We start from the raw sequence: 21,420 nt of genomic DNA on the forward strand, positions 1-21,420 counted from the left end.
TCAGTTATAATTTAGTTGTAATAAAGTTCTAATAAGGCAACGATAACTAGGAGTGCCAAAAGTGCTTTACTGTTTACTTTTTTTAATGGTGCAAGAATGATAATAAGGCTTCCAATGGTCATCAGCTGAATAAAAAACATCAAAGTACCGCAGCCCAAAGACTGTGTAAAAAGCCAGATTGCATAAGCCGAAACAAGAAGTACTAATCCGGTGATTTTGGTTTGTTTCGGATTTTTTTTCATCCATTTTTCAAAACCTAAATCATACGATAAAACTGCTCTTTTTGAGGTGTAATAAAGTGTGTAAAAAGCTAAAAAAACGATAAGGCTTGCTATTGTTATCATGTCTTTGCAGAATTAAATTGATACTATTCTTTTTCTGTAAATAGATTTAGAATAGTTTAAAATTGTTTTCGATTGTGCAAATCTAAGGTATCAGACGAAACAAAGCAAGTTATTCTTATTCATTCTAAATTAATTTTTAAAAATATAAGTGTTCACTTATAAAATAGCTTTAAAATAAAAAAACCTGCTCATTTGAGCAGGTTTAGATATATTGAAAATTATAATGATTACAATTCTAAAGCACGTTTAGCATCACCGTTCATTAATAATTCTACCGGGTTTTCTAATGCTTCTTTCACAGCAACTAAGAAACCAACAGACTCACGTCCGTCAATGATTCTGTGATCGTAAGAAAGTGCAACGTACATCATTGGGTGAATTTCAACTTTTCCGTTTACAGCAATAGGACGCTCGATAATGTTGTGCATTCCTAAAATTCCTGATTGAGGAGGGTTGATGATTGGAGTAGATAACATACTTCCAAAAACACCACCATTTGTAATTGTGAAAGTTCCTCCAGTCATATCGTCAACTGTAATTTGACCATCACGAGCTCTTAAAGCTAATCTTTTGATTTCAGCTTCAATTCCACGGAAAGTTAAAAGTTCAGCATTACGAACAACAGGAACCATTAATCCTTTTGGTCCAGAAACTGCGATAGAGATATCAGCAAAATCGTAAGCGATTTTGTAATCACCATCCATCATTGAGTTAACATCTGGATATAATTGTAAAGCTCTTGTAACTGCTTTTGTAAAGAATGACATAAATCCTAAACCTAAACCACCATGTTTAGCTTTGAAAGCATCTTTGTATTCGTTACGAATTTGGTTGATTGGCGTCATGTTTACTTCGTTGAAAGTAGTAAGCATAGCTGTTTCGTTTTTAGCTGAAACTAATCTTTCTGCTACTTTACGACGTAACATAGATAATTTTGTACGCTCAGTTCCACGGCTTCCTCCAGTTGGAGTTCCCATAGACGGTACTGCATTTACAGCATCATCTTTAGTAATTCTGCCGCCTTTACCAGTTCCAGAAACTGTTGCTGGAGCAATATTTTTTTCGTCTAATATTTTTCTTGCTGCAGGAGATGGAGTTCCAGCTGCATAACTTGTTGCAGCCGGAGCTGCTTTTGGAGCTTCAGCTTTTACTTCTGCCTTTGGAGCCTCAGCTTTAGGTGCCTCTGCTTTTGGAGCTTCAGCTGCTGGAGCTGCAGATCCGCTTCCTGCTGGTTTAGCAGCATCTGTATCAATTAAACAAACTACAGCGCCTACAGCAACTGTATCACCTTCTTCAGCTTTTAATGTAATTACACCGCTCATTTCAGCAGGTAATTCAAGAGTAGCTTTATCTGAATCAACTTCAGCAATAGCCTGATCTTTTTCTACATAATCTCCGTCTTTTACTAACCAAGTTGCAATTTCAACTTCTTTTATTGATTCCCCTGGTGATGGGACTTTCATTTCTAAAATCATCTTGTTTTTGTTTAAAGTTTAGTTAGTTTAAAGTTTCATGTTTCGCATAACTTGAAACTTTAAACTTGAAACAATTTTTTTAATTATCTGAATAAATTTTTATCGAATACCATTCTAATTGCATCTGCGTGACGACGTTTTGCACGTGTGTAACTTCCTGATGCAGGAGCAGAGTATGCTTTTAATGAAGCTAATCTCCATTTTACAAGGTCAAAGTTCATTAACATAAAGCTGTAAGCTCCCATATTTTTAGGCTCTTCCTGTGCCCAAACATAATCATCTGCATTTGGATATTTTGCAATGATTTCTTTGATCTGCTCAACTGGGAAAGGGAATAATTGCTCGATACGAACAACTGCAACGTCTTTTCTTCCGTTGTTTTCTCTTTCTGCCACAATATCGTAGTAGAATTTACCTGTACAGAAAACTAAAGTTTTTACATCTTTTTTGTTTACTGTAGTATCGTCGATAGTTTCCTGGAAACTTCCAGTTGCTAATTCTTCAACAGTTGATACGCATCTTGGATCACGTAATAAACTTTTTGGAGAGAAAACTACCAATGGTTTACGGAAATTCGTTTTCATTTGTCTTCTCAATAAGTGGAAGAAGTTAGCCGGTGTTGTACAATCTGCAACATACATATTATGTCTTGCGCAAAGTTGTAAGTAACGCTCCATTCTTGCAGAAGAGTGCTCAGCACCTTGTCCTTCATATCCGTGAGGTAATAATAAAACAATACCGTTTTGGTTGTTCCATTTGTCTTCTCCACAAGAAATATACTGGTCAATCATGATTTGAGCTCCATTAGAGAAATCTCCAAACTGTGCTTCCCAGATTGTTAAGGCTTTTGGGTTTGCTAATGCATATCCGTAATCAAAACCTAAAACACCATATTCAGATAAAAGTGAATTGAATACGCCGAATTTTCCTTTTTTGTTTTCAATTGCATCTAATAGAATTACTTCTTCTTCTGAGTCTTCTACTTTAACAACAGCATGACGGTGAGAGAATGTACCACGCTCAACATCCTGACCAGAAATACGAACATCAAATCCTTCTGTTAAAAGAGATCCGTAAGCAAGTGCTTCTGCAGTTCCCCAATCAAGAGTATTGTTGTCGTATCCAACTTTTCTATCCGTAACAATTTTAGTTATCTTGTTAATGAATTTTTTGTCTTCTGGTAAAGTTGAGATGGTTTTGATGATAGAATCTAAACCTTCTTTAGCAAAAGTAGTATCAACTTTTTGAAGCATTTGTGTATCAGTTACCTGAACAAATCCTTCCCATTCGTTTTTCATGAATGGGGTAATGATAGTCAAATCTTTTTTACGAGAAGCTTCTAAGTTTTCTTCTAATTGAGATTTGTATTGTTTTTCTAAACCGTTTACATAAGAAGCATCGATTACACCGTCAGATAATAATTTCTCTGCGTAGATGTCTCTTGGGTTTTTGTGTTTAGCAATGATTTTATATAAAACAGGCTGTGTAAAACGAGGCTCATCACCTTCGTTGTGACCGTATTTTCTGTATCCTAATAAATCGATAAATACGTCACGTCCAAACTGCATTCTGTAGTCTAATGCAAAAGATACAGCATGTACAACAGCTTCAGCATCATCAGCATTTACGTGTAATACCGGCGATAAAGTTACTTTAGCAACGTCTGTACAGTAAGTAGAAGAACGGGCGTCTAAGTAGTTAGTTGTAAAACCAACCTGGTTGTTGATTACAATGTGGATTGTTCCTCCAGTTTTGTAACCATCTAATTGAGCCATTTGAATGATTTCGTAAAGAATACCCTGACCTGCAATTGCAGCATCTCCGTGAACGGCGATTGGTAGTACTTTAGAGAAATCGTCATTGTAATATTTATCTTGTTTTGCTCTTGTGATACCTTCAATTACTGCTCCAACAGTCTCTAGGTGAGAAGGGTTTGGCGCTAAATTGATGTTGATGCTTTTTCCAGATCTTGTTTTTTTGTCAGCCGTAAGACCTAAGTGGTATTTTACGTCACCGTCAAAATATTCCTGATCGTAATCTTTTCCGTCAAACTCACCAAAGATATCCTGAGTCGATTTTCCGAAGATGTTTGCTAAAACGTTCAAACGACCACGGTGAGCCATTCCCATTACGAATTGTTCAACACCTTTTTCTGCAGCCTGCTCGATTAAAGCATCAAGAGCCGGAATGATAGATTCCCCGCCTTCTAATGAGAAACGTTTTTGTCCAACATATTTAGTATGAAGGAAGTTTTCAAAAGAAACAGCTTCGTTTAATTTATTTAAGATTGTTTTCTTTTCTTCTGTAGAGAAATTAGGCTGATTAACATTTACAGCTAATTTATCCTGAATCCATTTTACAACGCCAGGATTTCTGATATACATATATTCAATTCCAATATGCTGGCAGTAAATAGCTTTAAGACGGTTTACGATAGCTTCTAAAGAAGAAGGTGTCATTCCAATTGTCTGTGCAGCATCAAAAACAGTTGAAAGGTCAGCTGCTGATAAACCAAAGTTTTCGATATCTAAAGTTGGAGAAGACTGCCTGCGATCGCGAACTGGGTTTGTTTTTGTAAACAAGTGCCCGCGCGTACGGTAACCATCGATTAATTTTAGAACGTTAAATTCTTTTTGCAGTTTGTCTGAAACCTGACTGTAATCTGTGTTTGGGCTAGTCACATACTCAACAATGGTCTGCACTGGATTTTCGTCATTATAAGTAGTTTGTCCAAAGTCAAAACCTTGAAAGAAACTTCTCCAGCTAGGCTCTACGCTGTCTGGGTTAACTAAATATTGATCGTATAATTGTGCAAAAAACTCGGTATGCGCTGCATTTAAAAATGAAAACCTATCCATAATATTAGTGAATATACTTTTTGTTAAATAGAATGGCAAAAGTACAACAATCGCCTTTATTTAAATCTTTTTTTTACGTACTTTTACGTAAAAATTTGTTAAAATAAACGTTAACTATGAATAAAATTCAATTTTCAATCGATTGCAAATATTTTTTTGTGATTTTGGCAGTCTTATTCTCAAGTTATGCACAGGCACAACAAACCTATGTTATTGATAACAAAAACCATTTTTGGGATAAAGTTCAGTTTGGAGGCGGACTTGGTTTAGGAATTGGTTCCGGTTATACCGATATCTCTGTAATGCCAAGTGCGATTTACAATGTTAACGAAATTTTTGCTGTTGGAGTTGGATTACAATTCGGCTATTTGTCTTCAAAAAATTATTACGAATCCTATGTTTACGGCGGAAGTTTAATCACGCTTGTGAACCCAATTCCGGAAGTTCAATTATCGGCCGAATTGGAACAGGTAAGAGTAGATACTAGATATGAATCGAATATCAACAGACCTGCTTTTTCTGATAGTTACTGGAATACGGCTCTATATCTTGGAGCAGGTTACAGAACTGGAAATGTTACAATTGGTGCCCGTTATGACGTATTGTATAATCCTGATAAAAGTCTTTACGGATCTGGTTTTATGCCTTTTGTGAGAGTGTATTTCTAACAGGTTCAAAGATTCATAGGGGCAAAGGTTCAAAGGTTTTATTATTGGGCTTAAAATTACTCGCAAAGTGAGGAAACCTCTGTTGCTTTGTAACTCTGTACCTTTACATCTTTTTACTTGTAATGATTCCTAAACCAAACCTTCTGCCATTCTCTTTTTAAGATTAGAAAAGCAACTTGTTCAGCCAGAATTACTAAATCAGAACCATCTAGTTGTTTGATTTCATTTTCGGGAACATCAATAATGTAAAGCAGATTTAAGTATTCAGCAAATTTGTACTGAATCATGCGGTAGATTTTTTCGTGAAGCTGAATTTTTAATTCTTCAGGAGAAATACTCAGCGGAAAATCAATTCCTTCATTCGCCAGATTAAAGTCTTTATTAATCTGCTCAATCAGACTTAAATATAAATTTTCTTTTTCGGCATCAGCCAATAAAAAATCGGTATTTTCAGGAATCGGAAACATTAATGCTTTTTAAGAATTTGAGCAAAGTTAAAACTAAAAAATCATTTTACAGTCGATTCTCGTTCTATGATTCTTGTTGGAAGTTCTATAATTTGATGTTCGACTTTACGATGTTCTTTTATGTCGGCAATTTCATCAATTAAAATAGAAACGGCGGTGTGTCCCATTTCAAATCCAGGCTGGTCAATTGTCGTTAATTTAGGCGAAATCACGGTACTCATAAACCAGTTGCTAAAGCCAAAAACCGCCACCTGATCCGGTGTTTTTATTCCCGCTTCATTAAAATATTTTATAATCCCGATAGCGACTAAATCTGTAATCGCAAAAATAGCATCGATATCCGGATGTTCAGCCATAATTTTTTGGGCATTTTCGTAACCGTCTTCAAAATCAGTATTGTTATCACAAACATAAACCAGTTTCGAATCGTATTCAATTCCGTGAGCTTCGAGTGCGCGTTTATAACCCAGAAAGCGATCAATGGAATTTTGAGGAACATACGAGCCTCTAAAATGGGCAATTTTTTTATAGCCTTTATTGATAAGATACGTAACGGCATCAAAAGCAGCTTTGGCATCGTTAATAACCACTTTAGAACATTCTACTCTTTTAGCAATTTTATCAAACAAAACAACTGGAGTATTTTTTCGAATGGCGTCATTAATATGAGAGAAATCATCCGTTTCATTCGAGAGTGACATTAAAACGCCGTCAACCCGCTTTTGAATTAACAACGCAAGCTGCTTTTTTTCCATTTCATATTTTTCATTCGATTGCAGAATGATGACCAGATAACCTCTTTTTTCAGCTTCTTCTAAAATGCCGTTTAAAACACTCGAAAAAAAGTGATGAACCGTTGCAGGGATAATAACGCCAATAGTTTTGGTTTCGTTGGTTCTTAAATTAACTGCTACAGAATTAGGCATATAGTTCATCGTTTCGGCCATTTCGATAACTTTGGCGCGTGTCGACTTACTAATGTCTGTATACCCTTTTAATGCCTTTGAAACGGTTGTAACCGATATTCCTAATGCAGAGGCTATATCTATTAATTTTGTATCATTCATGAAATAAATGTACTAAAAAATAAACTGCATTGATAAAAAATTAATTTCCGAAAACGTTTTAGGTGATTTCGAAAACGTTTTCGATTTTTTAATTCTTATATTCCTTATAATTTGTTTTTAAGTTTGACAGTGATAACCATAATTACTAACTAACCGAACAAAAAAATGAAAAAGCTGCACCATTATTTAGGTACATTATTTTTAATGTTTTGCCTATTTTTTTTACCAAATAATCTGTTTGCCCAAAATACAGCTAAAGTTTCAGGAAAAGTACTCGACGATAGCGGCGTAACAATTCCCGGAGCAAACGTAACGCTTAAGGAAACAGGAAAAAGCACCGTTACAGACGAAAACGGAGGATATTCTTTCTCAAACGTCGAAGCAGGAACCTACACTATTATGGCAACAAATGTGGGTTACAAAACTTTCGAGAAAAAAATTGCCTTAAAAGAGGGAGAATCTATAGAGGTAAGCTTACTTCTTGAAGGCGAATCGCAAAGTTTAAAAGAAGTTGTCGTAACAGGTTCATCTGCTCCAAGATCTAAACTTGAATCGAGCGTTGCCATTACTACAATGGGAGCGAAAGCTATTGAAGACCGAGCACCATCGAGCACGGCGGCGTTGCTGCAGACTATTCCGGGATTTGTGGTTGAAGCATCTGGAGGAGAAATTGGAAATAACCTTTTTGCAAGAGGAATTCCGTCTGCGGGAGCGTATGAATATGTACAGATTCAGGAAGACGGATTACCGGTTTTTGAAGATGGAGCTTTGCAATTTGCCAATGCCGATACTTTTTACAGATTGGACGAAACGGTAAGCAAAATGGAAGCTGTTCGTGGAGGTTCTGCTTCAATTTTCGCCAACAATGCTCCGGGGGGAATCATCAACTTTATTTCAAAAACAGGTCAGAATGATTTTCAAGGAAGAGCAAAATTTACAACCTCAGATTACGGAATGTTTAGAACCGACCTTAATTTATCAGGTGCTTTAATTCAGGATAAATTATTTTTCAATGTAGGCGGATTTTACAGAACTGACAATGGAGTAAGAAATACTGGTTTTACTGCCAACAAGGGTGGACAAATAAAAGGAAACATCACTTATAAATTTGATGACAACGATTATTTAAGAATCAATTTCAAACATCTTGATGACAGAAATACATTCTATTTACCAATTCCTTTAAAAAGCAACAACGGAAAAGTGGAAGGAATTCCAGGCTTTAATCCAAATTACGGAACATTGACTTCAGTAAATTTCAGTCATTTAAATGTACCTCAATACGGAGGCGGAACTTTCAGCGCAGATTTAGAAGATGGTTCACATCCAATTATCAACTCAATTGGAGCTGAATTTAAAAAGAAAATTTCTGAAAAAGTTACTTTCAAAAATGCTTTTAAACAAACAAGCATCGATTTAAATTACAATGCTATTTTCCCTAACGGAGGACCTTGGACACAAGATGCTTATGCAGCAGATGTTCAAAATACAACAGCAGGAAACCTTGCTTATACTTATGTAGATAATGGTGCAGCACTTGATCCAAACGCTTTAATTATGAGAGCAGATCTTTGGCACATCGAGAAGAAAATGAGCAATTTTGCGAATAATTTCTCTTTTTCTTTTGATTTAGATCCGGTGAAATTAACAGCTGGTTATTACTATTCTAACTGGAAATCAAATCAATACTGGAACTGGAATTCGTATTTAGTAAGTGTTTCAGACAATCCGAGATTATTAAATGTAAAAGATAATACAACCGGAGTTGACCATACATGGAATGGTGTAGAAAGAATTACGTGGTTAGAAAGAGACGCGCAGACAAAAGGGCTTTTAAATGATATTTATGCTGATGCCGAAATTAAAGCGACAGACAATTTAACCTTTAATGCAGGTTTAAGATACAACAAAGACAAATATTCCGGATACAGAGACAACGCCAGATTTTTTGCTGAGAACTTAGGAATTTTAGATAATAATACGGCCGATGATGCAGTAACAACAGTAAAAGGAAATCCGTATACTTATTGGAGATATGATGTAAGTGAATGGTCGTATACTGCAGCGGGGAATTATAAATTCAACGACAATATGGCTTCATACGTGCGTTACAGCCACGGTTTTAGATCTCCAATTGAAGAATCGTTTTATGATAATGCAGCCAATTTAAGCAAACTGGAAAATACAGAAGTAAATCAGTTTGAGCTGGGTTATAAATATTCAAGTTCTTTCTTCTCTGTAAATGCGAATTTGTTTCACATGAATTTAAAAAATGTGGCGTTCACGGATATTTTATCTGATGGATCTTCAGAAAATAAATTTGCCGATGTAAACAATATTGGTCTTGAAGTAGAAACGAATGCAAGATATAAATTTGCGAAACTGAACTTTACATTCACAGTTCAAAAACCAGAATACGACAACTTTACAGGAACAAATGCTGATGGTTCTACTTTTGATTTTAATGGAAATACTGCGCGAAGAATCCCTAAATTTTTCTGTAACCTAAGACCTGAAGTTGATATTACAAAAGATTTTACAGCTTATGTTCAGTTTTCTTATTACGATAAAAAATTCACGAATCAGGATAACAAACAAGTTTTGCCAGCTTACAAAGAAGTTGGAGCAGGTTTAAATTACATGTATAACAATCTTCGTTTTGCAGTAGATGCTTCAAACTTATTCAACGAAATTGGTTTAACAGAAGGAGATCCAAGACAAACAACATCTGCAGCGAGCGATGTGTTTATGGCAAGACCTATTTTAGGACGTGCTTTTAGATTTTCGGTAGCGATTAATTTCTAAATTTATATAAGAGTAAAAAGAATTAAACACATAGAAACATAGATTTTTATCACTCAAAAAAAGAGCAAAATAAGAAACTAATTTCCACACATAGTTATGTGGATTAATGCAAGTGAAACGCCTTTGAATACACACTAAACTATGTTTCTATGTGTTAAAATTTATATGGTATTGTAGAGGCGCACTGCTGTGTGTCTCTGCACCATAACCACAACGTATTACGTTCCATAACCACAAAATACAAATGAAAAACATAGGAATTAAAATCTCACTTTACCTCAATTATTTTGTCTTTGCTATTTTATTAAACAGCGTAGGAATTGTAATTTTAAAATCGCAGAAAAATTATGGAGTCGACGAGGTTCAGGCGAGTATTTTAGAAGCCTTTAAAGATATGCCAATTGCCATTGTATCCTTTTTTATAGCTTCTTTTCTGCCCCGAATAGGTTATAGAAAGGCGATGTTAACAGGATTGGCTTTGGTTACTTTGGCGTGTATTTCTATGTATTTTGGAAACTCATTTGACAATGCTAAAATCCTTTTTGCAACCGTTGGAGTTTCATTTGCCCTGATTAAAGTTTCTGTTTATTCGTTAATAGGAACCGTAACCGAAACCAAAAAAGAGCACAATGCTTTAATGAGCAGTATCGAAGGTTTTTTTATGGTAGGAATTGCGCTGGCTTATTTTTTATTTCCGGCTTTTAATAACGAAAATGATCCCAATTCATGGCTAAATGTATATTGGTTATTGGCAGGATTATCGTTTTTATCATTTCTGTTTTTACTCTTTATAAAATTCGAAGAAACCGAAGTCGCAGCAGGAGTAAATCTTAAAGATGATTTTTTGCAGATGTTTAAATTAATGGCAAAACTGCTGACCGTTATTTTTGTCATAAGCGTGTTTTTATTTGTAATGATCGAGCAGGGAATACTTTCTTGGCTGCCTACATTTAATACAAAAGTGCTGCATCTGCCTGAAAACATCAGCATTATGATGGCCAGTATTTTGGCAGTTTCATTAGCAATTGGAAGACTTATCGCAGGAATTGTAACTAAAAAAGTAAACTGGATTTGGGTTTTAAGTTTCTGCATTGTTTCCGCCATGCTTTTGGTAACATTTGTGCTTCCAAAAACGGTTGGACTAGAAGTAAAAAATATTGATACACTTTCAGATATTCCGTTAATTGGTTTTGCATTTCCTTTAATCGGATTGTTTATTGCGCCCATTTATCCATTGTTAAATTCAATTGTATTAAGTGCTTTACCAAAAAATCTGCAAAGTTCCATGACCGGATTAATCGTCATTTTTTCTGCTCTTGGCGGCACATTGGGGTCCAGAATTACAGGCTGGCTTTTTAAAAATGAAGGACCAGAAAAGGCTTTTTATTTTACCCTCATTCCAATGACTTTGTTACTAATCTCCTTTTTTATTCTTAAAAAAATAACTGCAAAAGATGAAATTTAAACTACATATAACCCAAACCATCGAAAAATTATTGGCTCAGGAAGATACTGACGGCGATAAAAAAATTACGATAGATGACAACGGTCCAAAAAGGTTTTTACTTTATGATCAAGATGGAAATCCGGCAGTTATTAAAGGAACTTACCAGCTCTCGAATTTATTGCAGGAACTGGCCTTGGCTAAGAAAAACAATGTCGAATCTGCGGAGATAGATTTAAACGAAATCACCGAAGATCCTGTCAAAAGAATTTCAAGAAAAATTAAAGACTTGTATTGGAACGGTCTGACCAGAACAATCGATGCCATTGGCGTAAAGAAAATCCTGGAAGATGATAAAATCGAAAATGAATTTGCTTATTTATATGTGCCTTTTGGCGACGAAATTGTTTTTGATTATTTCAAAAAATTAGAAGCTTCAACACCAAAATTAAAAGTGGTGCAGATGCCTAAAAATATTACTCCTGAATATGTTTTATCACTGAACAAAAAACCGGGAATTCTGGCTTTGGCACTTCAAATTAAAAACAATGAAGTTTCGGGCGTTCCGTTTGTGGTTCCCGGCGGAAGATTCAACGAAATGTACGGCTGGGACAGTTATTTTATTGCTAAAGGACTTTTAATTGATGATAAAATTGATCTTGCTTTGGGCATTGCCGAGAACTTTAAATATCAAATAGATCATTACGGGAAAATTCTAAACGCTAACAGAAGTTATTATTTAACCAGAACACAGCCTCCGTTGTATACATCGTTGATTATAGATGTTTTAGAAAAATCAAATCCGGATATTTTTTGGATAGAAAGACATTTAAAAACGGCTATAAAAGAATATTTAACCGTTTGGATGGAAGAAGGAAAAAGACTTACCGCAAATGGTTTAAATCGTTATAAAGCAGAAGGAATAGGGCTTCCGTTTGAGGTAGAAGAAGGGCATTTTGATGATATTCTGGAACAATATGCGCCAAAATACAACTTGTCTACACGAGAATTCGAAAAGAAATATCTGGAAAGGGAAGTGGTTGATGAAGAACTCGATAAATACTTTATTCACGATCGGAGCATGCGCGAAAGCGGTCATGACACAACCAATAGATTAGTTGGAGTTTGTGCCAATTTAAATACAGTTGCGATCAATAGTCTGCTTTATAAATACGAAACCGATATTGCTTTTTTGATTCAGAAATACTTTAAAAATGAATTTCAATATTTTGAAGACAAATCCTTTTCAAGTGAATATTGGCTGTTAAAAGCATCTTCGAGAAAAGAAAAAATAAACAAATTGTTATGGAATTCTAAAAACGGAATTTATTTCGATTATGATTTTGTGAATGAAAAACAGCATGTTTTTGAAGCAGCCACAACTTTTTATCCGCTTTGGGCAAAAATAAGTACTCCGGAACAAGCTGAAATTTTGGTAAAAAAGACACTACCAAAGTTTAAAATGAAAGGCGGAATTGCCGGAAGTACCAAAGAATCAATTTCTGGCGTTGATGAAAATGCACCAATACGCCAATGGGATTATCCATTTGGCTGGGCGCCGCATCAAATGCTTTTATGGGAAGGACTTTTGAATTATAATTTTAATGAAGAAGCGCAGGAAATGGTGTATCGATGGCTTTGGCTCATTACCAGAAACGCAGTCGATTACAACGGAACTATTCCTGAAAAGTTTGATTTATCGATAAGCTCGCACAAAATTTTCGCTGAATACGGAAACGTAGGAACGGAATTTAATTATATAACAGAAGAAGGTTTTGGATGGATGAACGCTTCGTATCAATTTGGTTTAACGATTTTAAAAGACGATTTAAAACAAAAATTATCAGATTTAGTTGATCCAGATGAACTTTTTTAATACTCATAAAATGAGAAACCCGACAGGTTTTTAAAAACCTGCCGGGTTTTCTATATGTAAATAATAGCCACAGATTTAAGGATTTTAAGGATTAAATCTGTGAAAATCTTTTAATCTGTGGCAAAAGATTATACCTTTCTTCCCATTAAATTTTCGCCAAAAGTTCTTAAAATATTCTTCTTTTCAGCGTTAATATCCATTTTTTCTAAAGTTTCAAAAGCTTTAAAAGTGTACATTTCAATTGCTTCCTGAGTTGATTTTGAAGCTCCTGATTCGTTGAAAATAGCTTTTGCAGTTTCTATTTTCTCTGAATTATCTTCTAGTTGCAAACTGAATAATTTTTCTAATTCTGAAGCTTTTTCCGGAGTCGAAAATTCTAAAGCTTTTAGATATAAATAGGTTTTTTTGTTTTCGATAATATCACCGCCAACCTGTTTTCCAAAAGTTTCCGGATCACCAAAAGCATCTAAATAATCATCTTGTAACTGGAAAGCGAGACCTAAATTCAATCCGAAATCGTAAATTAAATCGCCTTCTTTTTCAGAAGTTTTAGCCACAATTGCACCCATTTTCATGGCAGCAGCAACTAAAACAGCGGTTTTATATTCGATCATTTTTAAATATTCCGGGATCGTAACGTTGTTTCTTTGTTCAAAATCAACATCCCACTGCTGTCCTTCGCATACTTCAAGAGCCGTTTTGCTGAAAAGTTTCGCTAAATCTCTAAAAACCTCTGGCTCGTATTGTTCAAAATACTGGTAAGCCAGGATCAGCATGGCATCTCCAGAAAGAATTCCGGTATTTAAATCCCATTTTTCATGAACCGTAACTTGACCTCTTCTTAAAGGCGCGTCATCCATAATATCATCATGAACAAGCGAAAAATTATGAAAAACTTCAACCGCCATTGCAGCCGGAAGAGCCGTTTTATAGTTAGTATCAAAAACTTCTGCAGCCATTAAGGTAAGTACCGGACGCATACGTTTTCCGCCAAGTCCTAAAATATATTCAATGGGTTCGTAAAGATTTGTGGGTTCTTTGTGTATGTTTTGATTTTTTAGATAATCAATAAAAAAATCCTGGTACTGGCTAATATCGTGCATGATGAAATTCTAATTTACGAGCCTCAAAGATACGATTCATTATGAATTAATTCTTTCCTAAAATTTTAAATGATGAGTTTCCATTCAAAATCTCTGCGAAAACCACTAATTCTTAAGGTGTTAAAATTATTTTGAAAAAACTTGGAAACTTTTTTGGTATTTAGAGTTTCCTGTCTATATTTGCATCGTTATTTGGAAACTTAGAACACTGTAAAAGTTTCCACAAGAGTTTTAATAATTTATAAACTCATTTAAATCAGATATTTATGAAAACAACATGGACCTTAGATTCTACTCAATCAGATGTTTTAATTAAAATGAGACATTCGATAATTGCTTATTTGGGAGGAACAACAAACAAATTTGGCGGTTATGTGAATATTGAAGATAATGAAATTGAAGATGCATCGGTTGAGTTTTCACTGGATATTAACAATAAAACTGAAAGCTTTCAGCAGATTGATACCAATTTACAGCTTCAGGACTTTTTTGATGTAGATGAACATCCGATTATCAGTTTTAAATCGACTTCATTTCAAAAGATAAATAACAATATTAATTTTTTCAAAGGAGATTTAACCATAAAAGATGTTACGAGAGTTGTAGAACTTGATGCAGAGTTTATTGGAGTAAATACATATAACGGAGAGAAAAAAGTTGCTTTTGAAATTAAAGGAGATATTAAACGTCAGGATTTTGGTCTTGACTACAATTCTTTTCATCATAATGGAGGTTTAGCGCTTGGAAAAGACATTAAACTAATCGCTAATTTAGAATTTAGCATATAAATCTTACATGATTATTAATTTAATGTAAAATTATTACAAATAACATGGAAACTATTTTTTTAGATTTTAGTTTCCTAGTTATATTTGTAAGGCAATTGGGAAAATTAAAATGAAAGAGAAAATAATAGCAAAAGCAAGTGAACTTTTTTTGAAGCTTGGTTTTAAGAGTGTTACGATGGATGATATTGCAGGAGAAATGTGTATTTCGAAAAAAACGATTTACAAATATTTCTGTAATAAAGAAGTTTTGATTGAAGAAAGCACTTCAATGGTTCATAGTCAGGTTCACGAAATTATGGATACTATTATAGCTAAGAATTATAATGCTATTCATGAAAATTTTGAGATTAGAGAGATGTTTCGGGATATGTTTAAAAACAATATTGATACTTCTCCAATTTACCAGTTGAAAAAACATTATCCGGAGATTTACCAAAATATCCTTTCAATCGAAATTGATCAATGCACACAGTGTTTTAAAGATAATATTGATAAAGGAATTCGAGAAGGGCTTTACAGAAGTGATTTGAATGTTGAGGTTTATGTGAAGTTTTATTACACACTAATTTTTCATATTAATGAAAATACGGTTTCAGAAAGTGAAGCACAAAGAATAGAATTAGAAGCATTAGAATACCATACTCGAGCAATGGCTACTGAAAAAGGAGTCGAGGAATTAGAAAAGCAATTAAAACGAATTAAAAATTAACCATTCCAAAAATTGATCGTCATTTTTCTGTGAGGGTAAAGAAGAAATGACGGTCCCATCTCAAATTTAAAAATAAATAGTAACACTTATGAAAAGAATCTTTCTTATAGTTTTGTGTACAATAGGCTTGTCTGCCGCCGCACAAACCACTACTTTAACTCTGAAAGACGCCGTTAACTACGCGCTTCAAAATAAAGCCGATGCAAAAAAGGCAAAACTTCAGGTTGAAAACAGCGAATATAAAATTCAGGAAGTACGTTCAAGAGCATTGCCTCAAATTTCTGCAAACGGAAATTTAACGTATAACCCAATTATTCAGACTACGGTTATTGATGGAGCAGCATTTGGTGCGCCGGGAACTGCAATTCAGGCAGCATTTGGACAAAAATGGACATCAACTGCAGGGGTTTCTTTAACTCAGGCAATCTTTGATCAATCGGTTTTTACAGGATTAAGAGCAGCAAAATCTACTCGTGAATTTTATCAAATAAACAATCAGTTAACAGAAGAGCAGGTTATTGAAAGAGTGGCAAATAACTACTATTCGGTTTATGTGCAAAAAGAAAGATTAGTTTTATTAGACAGCAATTATGTAAACACAACAAAAGTTCGTGATATCGTAAAAGGCCAGTTTGACAACGGTTTGGCTAAAAAAATTGACTTAGACCGTATTATTGTAAAAATGTCAAATATCGATACAGAGCGCCAGCAGATTAAAAACCAAATTGCTTTACAGGAAAATGCTTTGAAGTTTTATATGGGTATGCCTATTGAAACTCAAATCGATATGCCAAAAGAAGAATTTGAAGTTGTTCCTGCAGCCTTAACTCAAGAACCAAATATTGAAAACAGAACAGAGTACCAGCTTTTGAAAAAACAAGAAGAGCTTTTGGTTCTTAACAAAAAAGCTGTTCAGGCTGGATATTATCCAACGCTTTCATTAACTGCGGGTTACAATTATATTGGTCAGGGACCTGAATTTCCTTGGTTTGCAAAACCAGAAAAAGGAGTTTACTGGTCAGACTTCTCTGCAATTGGATTAAACTTACACGTGCCAATCTTTACAGGTTTTGGAACTCGTGCAAAAGTAAGACAAGCTGATGTTGAAATCAGATCGCTTCAGGAAGATATCAAAGACACAAAACTTTCTCTTGATTTAGATTACAGAAACGCGATGACTGAAATCGAGAATAACTTGGTAACGATCGAAAATCAAAAAGAAAATATGCGTTTAGCAACTGAAATTTTAAGTAATACTAAAAACAATTATCTTCAGGGTTTAGCATCTTTAACCGATTTGCTTGACGCAGAAAATGCATCACTTGAAGCTCAAAATAATTATACAAGAGCAGTTTTAAATTACAAAATTGCCGAAATATCTCTAATCAAATCAAAAGGCGAACTTAAATCTCTTACTAAATAACAAATTACAATGAAGAAAATAATTATAACAATCGTGATCATAGCCGTAGCTTTTTTCGGGATAAGCTATATCTTAAATAAAAATAAAGCAGAAAACGAAGGTAAAACTGCTATCGTAGCCGAAAAAAATGCTGCAGTATCTGTAAAAGTAGCCACTGTTAAAACAGAAGATGTTAATCTTGGTTTTACTGCAAATGGAAACTTTGTGCCAATTCAGGAATTAACTTTCTCTGCTGAAAAATCTGGAAAAGTAATCAGTGTTTTAGCTAAAGAAGGTGATTATGTAAGAGTAGGACAGACATTACTAACAGTAAGAGGTGATGTTATTAATGTAAATGCTCAGCAGGCTCAGGCTGTTTATCAAAATGCAAAATCTGATTACGAAAGATATGAAAATGCTTTTAAAACAGGCGGTGTAACAAAACAACAATTAGATCAGGCAAAATTAGCTTTGACAAATGCACAATCTAACTTAACACAAGCTAACATCAACGTTGGAGATACTAAAGTAAAAGCTCCAATTAACGGATACATCAATAAAAAATATATTGAACCAGGATCTATTTTAGCAGGAATGCCTGCAACAGCTTTGTTTGATATTGTAAACGTTTCTAAATTAAAATTAACTGTTACAGTAAACGAAAGCCAGGTTGCAAGCTTAAAATTAGGAAACACAGTAAACATTACTGCTAGTGTTTATCCTGATAAAACATTCTCTGGAAAAATTACTTTCATTGCTGCAAAAGCAGATGCTTCATTGAACTTCCCGGTAGAAATCGAAATTACAAACAATGCTAATAATGACTTAAAAGCAGGTATGTACGGAACAGCAAACTTTGGTTCAAACAACCAAAAACAAAACTTAAAAGTGGTTCCTAGAAATGCATTTGTTGGAAGTGTAAGCAGTAACGAAATTTTCGTAGTTGAAAATAATGTAGCAAAATTGAAAAAAGTTGTTGCAGGAAGAATCTTAGGAGACAAAGTTGAAATCATCGATGGTTTAAATGACGGAGACGTAGTAATTACTACAGGACAAATCAACTTACAAGACGGAAATACAGTAGAAATTATTAAATAATTGTACCGCTTTAAGCCGTAAGCAATAAGCTTTAAGCCTTTTAAAAAAGCCTAAAGCCTACAGCGTATAGCCTACAGCCTAAAACAAAATATATGAAATTAGCCGAAATATCCATAAAACGTCCGTCGTTAGTAATTGTATTGTTTACAATTCTAACTCTAGGTGGATTGTTCAGTTACAGCCAGTTAGGCTATGAGCTGATCCCAAAATTCGAAACCAACGTTATTACGGTTTCAACTGTTTATCCGGGAGCTTCTCCAAGTGAGGTTGAAAATACTGTTACAAAGAAAATTGAGGATGCGATTGCATCTCTTGAAAATATCAAGAAAATTGACTCTAAATCTTATGAGAGTTTATCTGTAGTATCGATTACATTAACTTCAAATGCGAATGTTGATATTTCGATGAACGATGCTCAGCGTAAAATTAATGCGATTTTGAGTGATTTGCCAGATGATGCTGATCCGCCTTCGTTAACTAAATTCTCTTTGAGTGATTTACCAATTATGACACTTGGTGCGAATGGTAAAATGGACGAAGCAGCGTTTTACGATTTGATCGATAAAAAGATTGCGCCAGTTTTATCTCGTGTACAAGGGGTTGCGCAGGTAAACATTATTGGTGGTCAGGAACGTGAGATTCAGGTAAATCTTGATGCTGTAAAAATGCAGGGTTACGGACTTTCTGTTCCTCAGGTACAGCAGACAATTTTAACTTCAAATCTGGATTTCCCAACGGGTAATATCCAGACTCGAAATCAAAAAATATTAATTCGTTTAGCGGGTAAATATAAAAATGTTGAAGAATTAAGAAACTTAGTAGTCTCTTCTCAAAACGGAATCCAGGTTCGTTTAGGAGATATTGCTGATGTTCAGGATACACAAAAAATCGCAGAGAAAATTGCGCGTGTAGATCAAAAAAGTGCGATTGTACTTCAAATTGTAAAACAATCAGATGCAAATGCCGTTGCGGTAAGTGAACAGTTGGTTAAAACAATTAAGACATTAGAGAGCGATTATAAATCGGCTCAATTAAAATTAGAAATTGCAAAAGACAGTACTGTATTTACGCTTGAAGCAGCAGATTCTGTTGTACATGACTTATTAATTGCGGTTATTCTGGTAGCATTTGTAATGTTGTTCTTCCTGCACAGTATTAGAAACTCATTGATTGTAATGGTATCTATTCCTGCCTCTTTGATCGCTACATTTATTGGAATTTATTTATTAGGTTATACACTTAACTTAATGTCTTTACTTGGTTTATCTCTTGTGGTTGGTATTCTTGTGGATGACGCGATCGTTGTACTGGAGAATATTTACCGACACATGGAGATGGGTAAAAGCCGAATTCGTGCCGCTTATGACGGAACTGCTGAAATTGGAGGTACTGTAACTTCGATTACTTTAGTAATTGTGGTAGTGTTCCTGCCAATTGCAATGAGTACAGGATTGGTATCAAACATTATTACACAATTCTGTGTTACGGTAATTATTTCAACAATGTTCTCATTATTGGCTTCATTTACTATTATTCCATGGTTGTCTTCACGTTTTGGAAAATTAGAGCATATTGAAGGTAAAAATCTTTTTGGAAAAGTTATTCTTGGATTCGAAAGCTATTTAACTCGTTTTACTGACTGGGTATCAAACTTACTAAACTGGTGTTTAGATCACTATATTAAAACTATGGCGATTGTACTGGTAATGTTCTTTGGATCAATCTTCTGGTTAATGGGAGGCGGTTATATTGGAGGTGAATTCTTCGCAGCATCTGATAGTGGTGAATTCTTAGTGCAGATTGAGATGCCAAAAGATGCTTCTTTAGAGCAGACAAACTTTATGACTCAAAAAGCAGAAGCTTTCTTAAAAGGGGAGAAATATGTTTTAAGCCAGATTACAACAGTAGGACAAACCAGTGAAGGATTAGGAGCTGCTCAGGCAACTGCTTACAAAGCTGAGATTGACGTTAAGATGATCGATCAAAAAGATCGTACAGATGATGCCAACGTTTATGCTGCTAAAACAAAACGTAAACTTGAAAAAGTATTAGTGGGTGCCAAAGTTAAAACGGTTCCTGTAGGTATCTTAGGAACGGCAGAAGATGCAACTTTAGGTTTGATCGTAACAGGTCCAAACGTAGAAAGTGCTATGAAATTTGCTAAAATGGCAGAAGCTGAATTACGTACTATTCCTGGAACAACTGAGATTAAATTAACAGTTGAAGATGGAAACCCAGAGATTAACGTTCAGGTTGACAGAGATAAAATGGCTGCTTTAGGATTGACTCTTCAAACAGTTGGTTTAACCATGCAGACAGCTTACAGTGGTAATACTGACGGTAAATTTAGAGCTGGTGAATACGAATATGACATCAACATCAAATACAACGAATTTGATAGAAAAAACATCACAGACGTTAGTAATTTGATTTTCATCAACAATGCAGGCCAGCAGATTAAATTAAACCAATTCGCTACTATTACAGAAGGTTCTGGACCAAGTAAATTAGAGCGTAGAGATAAAACAGCTTCTGTAACCGTACAAGGTCAGAATGTTGGGGTGCCGGCAGGAACAATTGTTCAGCAGTGGCAGGCAAAATTAGATAAGCTGCAAAAACCAACAGGAGTTAACTACATCTGGGGTGGTGACCAAGAGAACCAGTCTGAAGGATTTGGTACTTTAGGAATCGCATTATTAGCCGCTATTATTTTGGTTTACCTTGTAATGGTTGGATTATATGACAGTTTCGTTCACCCGTTTGTTGTATTATTTGCTATTCCGCTTTCGTTCATTGGAGTTTTATTTGCACTGGCATTAACAAACAATACATTAAATATCTTTACCATTTTAGGGGTAATCATGTTGATTGGTTTGGTGTGTAAGAATGCGATCATGCTTGTCGATTATACCAATCAGCGAAGAGCGGCCGGAGAATCGATTAGAAGAGCATTAATCCAGGCAAACCACGCTCGTTTACGTCCAATCTTGATGACAACAATTGCGATGGTATTTGGTATGTTCCCAATTGCATTAGCAGCAGGAGCAGGAGCAGAATGGAAAAACGGACTAGCATGGGTAATCATTGGAGGTTTGATTTCATCATTATTCCTTACTTTGATTGTAGTACCGGTTATTTATGATATTATGGAGAAAATTATTAGAAGATTCTCTAAAGGAGAAAAAATTGACTACGAAGCTGAAATGGTTGCCGATTATGAGCATACAGAATTAAGCGAAGACGGTTTTAATCCTAAACATACCCATTAATTGATTTAATTTTAGACGAAAAATCCCAAATTCCGAAAGGAGTTTGG

Annotated in this window: 15 protein-coding genes; 9 read left to right on the top strand and 6 right to left on the bottom strand. The window is 34.8% G+C overall.

What is annotated here, in order from left to right; translation table 11 throughout:
• Positions 1–11: 11 nt before the first annotated feature.
• From ACTJIW_RS04285 to ACTJIW_RS04295, 3 genes are all read right to left on the bottom strand, one after another.
• The gene (locus ACTJIW_RS04285) at positions 12–344 is read right to left on the bottom strand and encodes a hypothetical protein (RefSeq protein WP_440714678.1); all 333 of its coding nucleotides are present in this window, start codon (positions 342–344) and stop codon (positions 12–14) included.
• Positions 345–571: 227 nt separating this feature from the next.
• Positions 572–1,819: a 2-oxoglutarate dehydrogenase complex dihydrolipoyllysine-residue succinyltransferase gene (odhB, locus tag ACTJIW_RS04290; RefSeq protein ID WP_440714677.1), complete on the bottom strand. Its 1,248-nt coding sequence runs from the start codon at positions 1,817–1,819 to the stop codon at positions 572–574.
• An 83-nt stretch (positions 1,820–1,902) separates the two neighbouring features.
• Entirely contained in the window at positions 1,903–4,677 is a 2,775-nt protein-coding gene (locus ACTJIW_RS04295) for a 2-oxoglutarate dehydrogenase E1 component (RefSeq protein WP_274252075.1), read from the bottom strand.
• Between the two features lie 116 nt (positions 4,678–4,793).
• Between ACTJIW_RS04295 and ACTJIW_RS04300 the strand changes: the two genes are divergently transcribed.
• Positions 4,794–5,345: a hypothetical protein gene (locus tag ACTJIW_RS04300; protein ID WP_012023338.1), complete on the top strand. Its 552-nt coding sequence runs from the start codon at positions 4,794–4,796 to the stop codon at positions 5,343–5,345.
• A 113-nt stretch (positions 5,346–5,458) separates the two neighbouring features.
• Here ACTJIW_RS04300 and ACTJIW_RS04305 read toward each other — a convergent pair whose 3' ends face one another.
• Positions 5,459–5,812, bottom strand: coding sequence for a hypothetical protein (locus tag ACTJIW_RS04305; RefSeq protein ID WP_073408162.1), 354 nt, complete (start codon positions 5,810–5,812; stop codon positions 5,459–5,461).
• Between the two features lie 41 nt (positions 5,813–5,853).
• Positions 5,854–6,879 (bottom strand): LacI family DNA-binding transcriptional regulator, encoded by a 1,026-nt coding sequence (locus ACTJIW_RS04310; RefSeq protein WP_440714676.1) that lies wholly within the window; start codon positions 6,877–6,879, stop codon positions 5,854–5,856.
• Between the two features lie 165 nt (positions 6,880–7,044).
• Here ACTJIW_RS04310 and ACTJIW_RS04315 point away from each other — a divergent pair, with 165 nt between their 5' ends.
• The 3 genes from ACTJIW_RS04315 to ACTJIW_RS04325 all read left to right on the top strand — a co-directional run bounded on the left by ACTJIW_RS04315 (position 7,045) and on the right by ACTJIW_RS04325 (position 13,004).
• Complete coding sequence (locus ACTJIW_RS04315) at positions 7,045–9,684, top strand: TonB-dependent receptor (RefSeq protein ID WP_440714675.1); 2,640 nt, start codon at positions 7,045–7,047, stop codon at positions 9,682–9,684.
• A gap of 244 nt (positions 9,685–9,928) precedes the next feature.
• On the top strand, positions 9,929–11,149 hold the full coding sequence (locus ACTJIW_RS04320) for an MFS transporter (protein WP_433814746.1): 1,221 nt from the start codon (positions 9,929–9,931) through the stop codon (positions 11,147–11,149).
• A complete protein-coding gene (locus ACTJIW_RS04325; protein WP_440714674.1) occupies positions 11,139–13,004 on the top strand; it encodes a trehalase family glycosidase in 1,866 nt (621 codons plus the stop codon). The genes ACTJIW_RS04320 and ACTJIW_RS04325 overlap by 11 nt, the downstream gene beginning before the upstream one ends.
• 128 nt (positions 13,005–13,132) lie before the next feature.
• Here the strand turns inward: ACTJIW_RS04325 and ACTJIW_RS04330 are convergent, their stop codons facing one another.
• Positions 13,133–14,107 carry a polyprenyl synthetase family protein gene (locus ACTJIW_RS04330; protein WP_012023344.1) on the bottom strand — a complete coding sequence of 325 codons (975 nt, stop codon included), beginning with the start codon at positions 14,105–14,107 and terminating at the stop codon, positions 13,133–13,135.
• A 266-nt stretch (positions 14,108–14,373) separates the two neighbouring features.
• Between ACTJIW_RS04330 and ACTJIW_RS04335 the strand changes: the two genes are divergently transcribed.
• The 5 genes from ACTJIW_RS04335 (at position 14,374) to ACTJIW_RS04355 (ending at position 21,373) form a co-directional block, all read left to right on the top strand.
• On the top strand, positions 14,374–14,895 hold the full coding sequence (locus tag ACTJIW_RS04335; protein WP_012023345.1) for a YceI family protein: 522 nt from the start codon (positions 14,374–14,376) through the stop codon (positions 14,893–14,895).
• A 109-nt stretch (positions 14,896–15,004) separates the two neighbouring features.
• Entirely contained in the window at positions 15,005–15,604 is a 600-nt protein-coding gene (locus ACTJIW_RS04340; RefSeq protein WP_012023346.1) for a TetR/AcrR family transcriptional regulator, read from the top strand.
• An 88-nt stretch (positions 15,605–15,692) separates the two neighbouring features.
• Positions 15,693–17,027 (top strand): TolC family protein, encoded by a 1,335-nt coding sequence (locus tag ACTJIW_RS04345; RefSeq protein ID WP_440714673.1) that lies wholly within the window; start codon positions 15,693–15,695, stop codon positions 17,025–17,027.
• Positions 17,028–17,036: 9 nt separating this feature from the next.
• On the top strand, positions 17,037–18,104 hold the full coding sequence (locus ACTJIW_RS04350; protein ID WP_121362590.1) for an efflux RND transporter periplasmic adaptor subunit: 1,068 nt from the start codon (positions 17,037–17,039) through the stop codon (positions 18,102–18,104).
• A 92-nt stretch (positions 18,105–18,196) separates the two neighbouring features.
• Positions 18,197–21,373 carry an efflux RND transporter permease subunit gene (locus ACTJIW_RS04355; protein ID WP_440714672.1) on the top strand — a complete coding sequence of 1,059 codons (3,177 nt, stop codon included), beginning with the start codon at positions 18,197–18,199 and terminating at the stop codon, positions 21,371–21,373.
• The last annotated feature ends 47 nt before the right edge of the window (positions 21,374–21,420 follow it).

The sequence above is a fragment of the Flavobacterium sp. 22659 genome (genome assembly GCF_052044235.1).
GTDB classification, from domain to species: Bacteria; Bacteroidota; Bacteroidia; order Flavobacteriales; family Flavobacteriaceae; genus Flavobacterium; species Flavobacterium johnsoniae.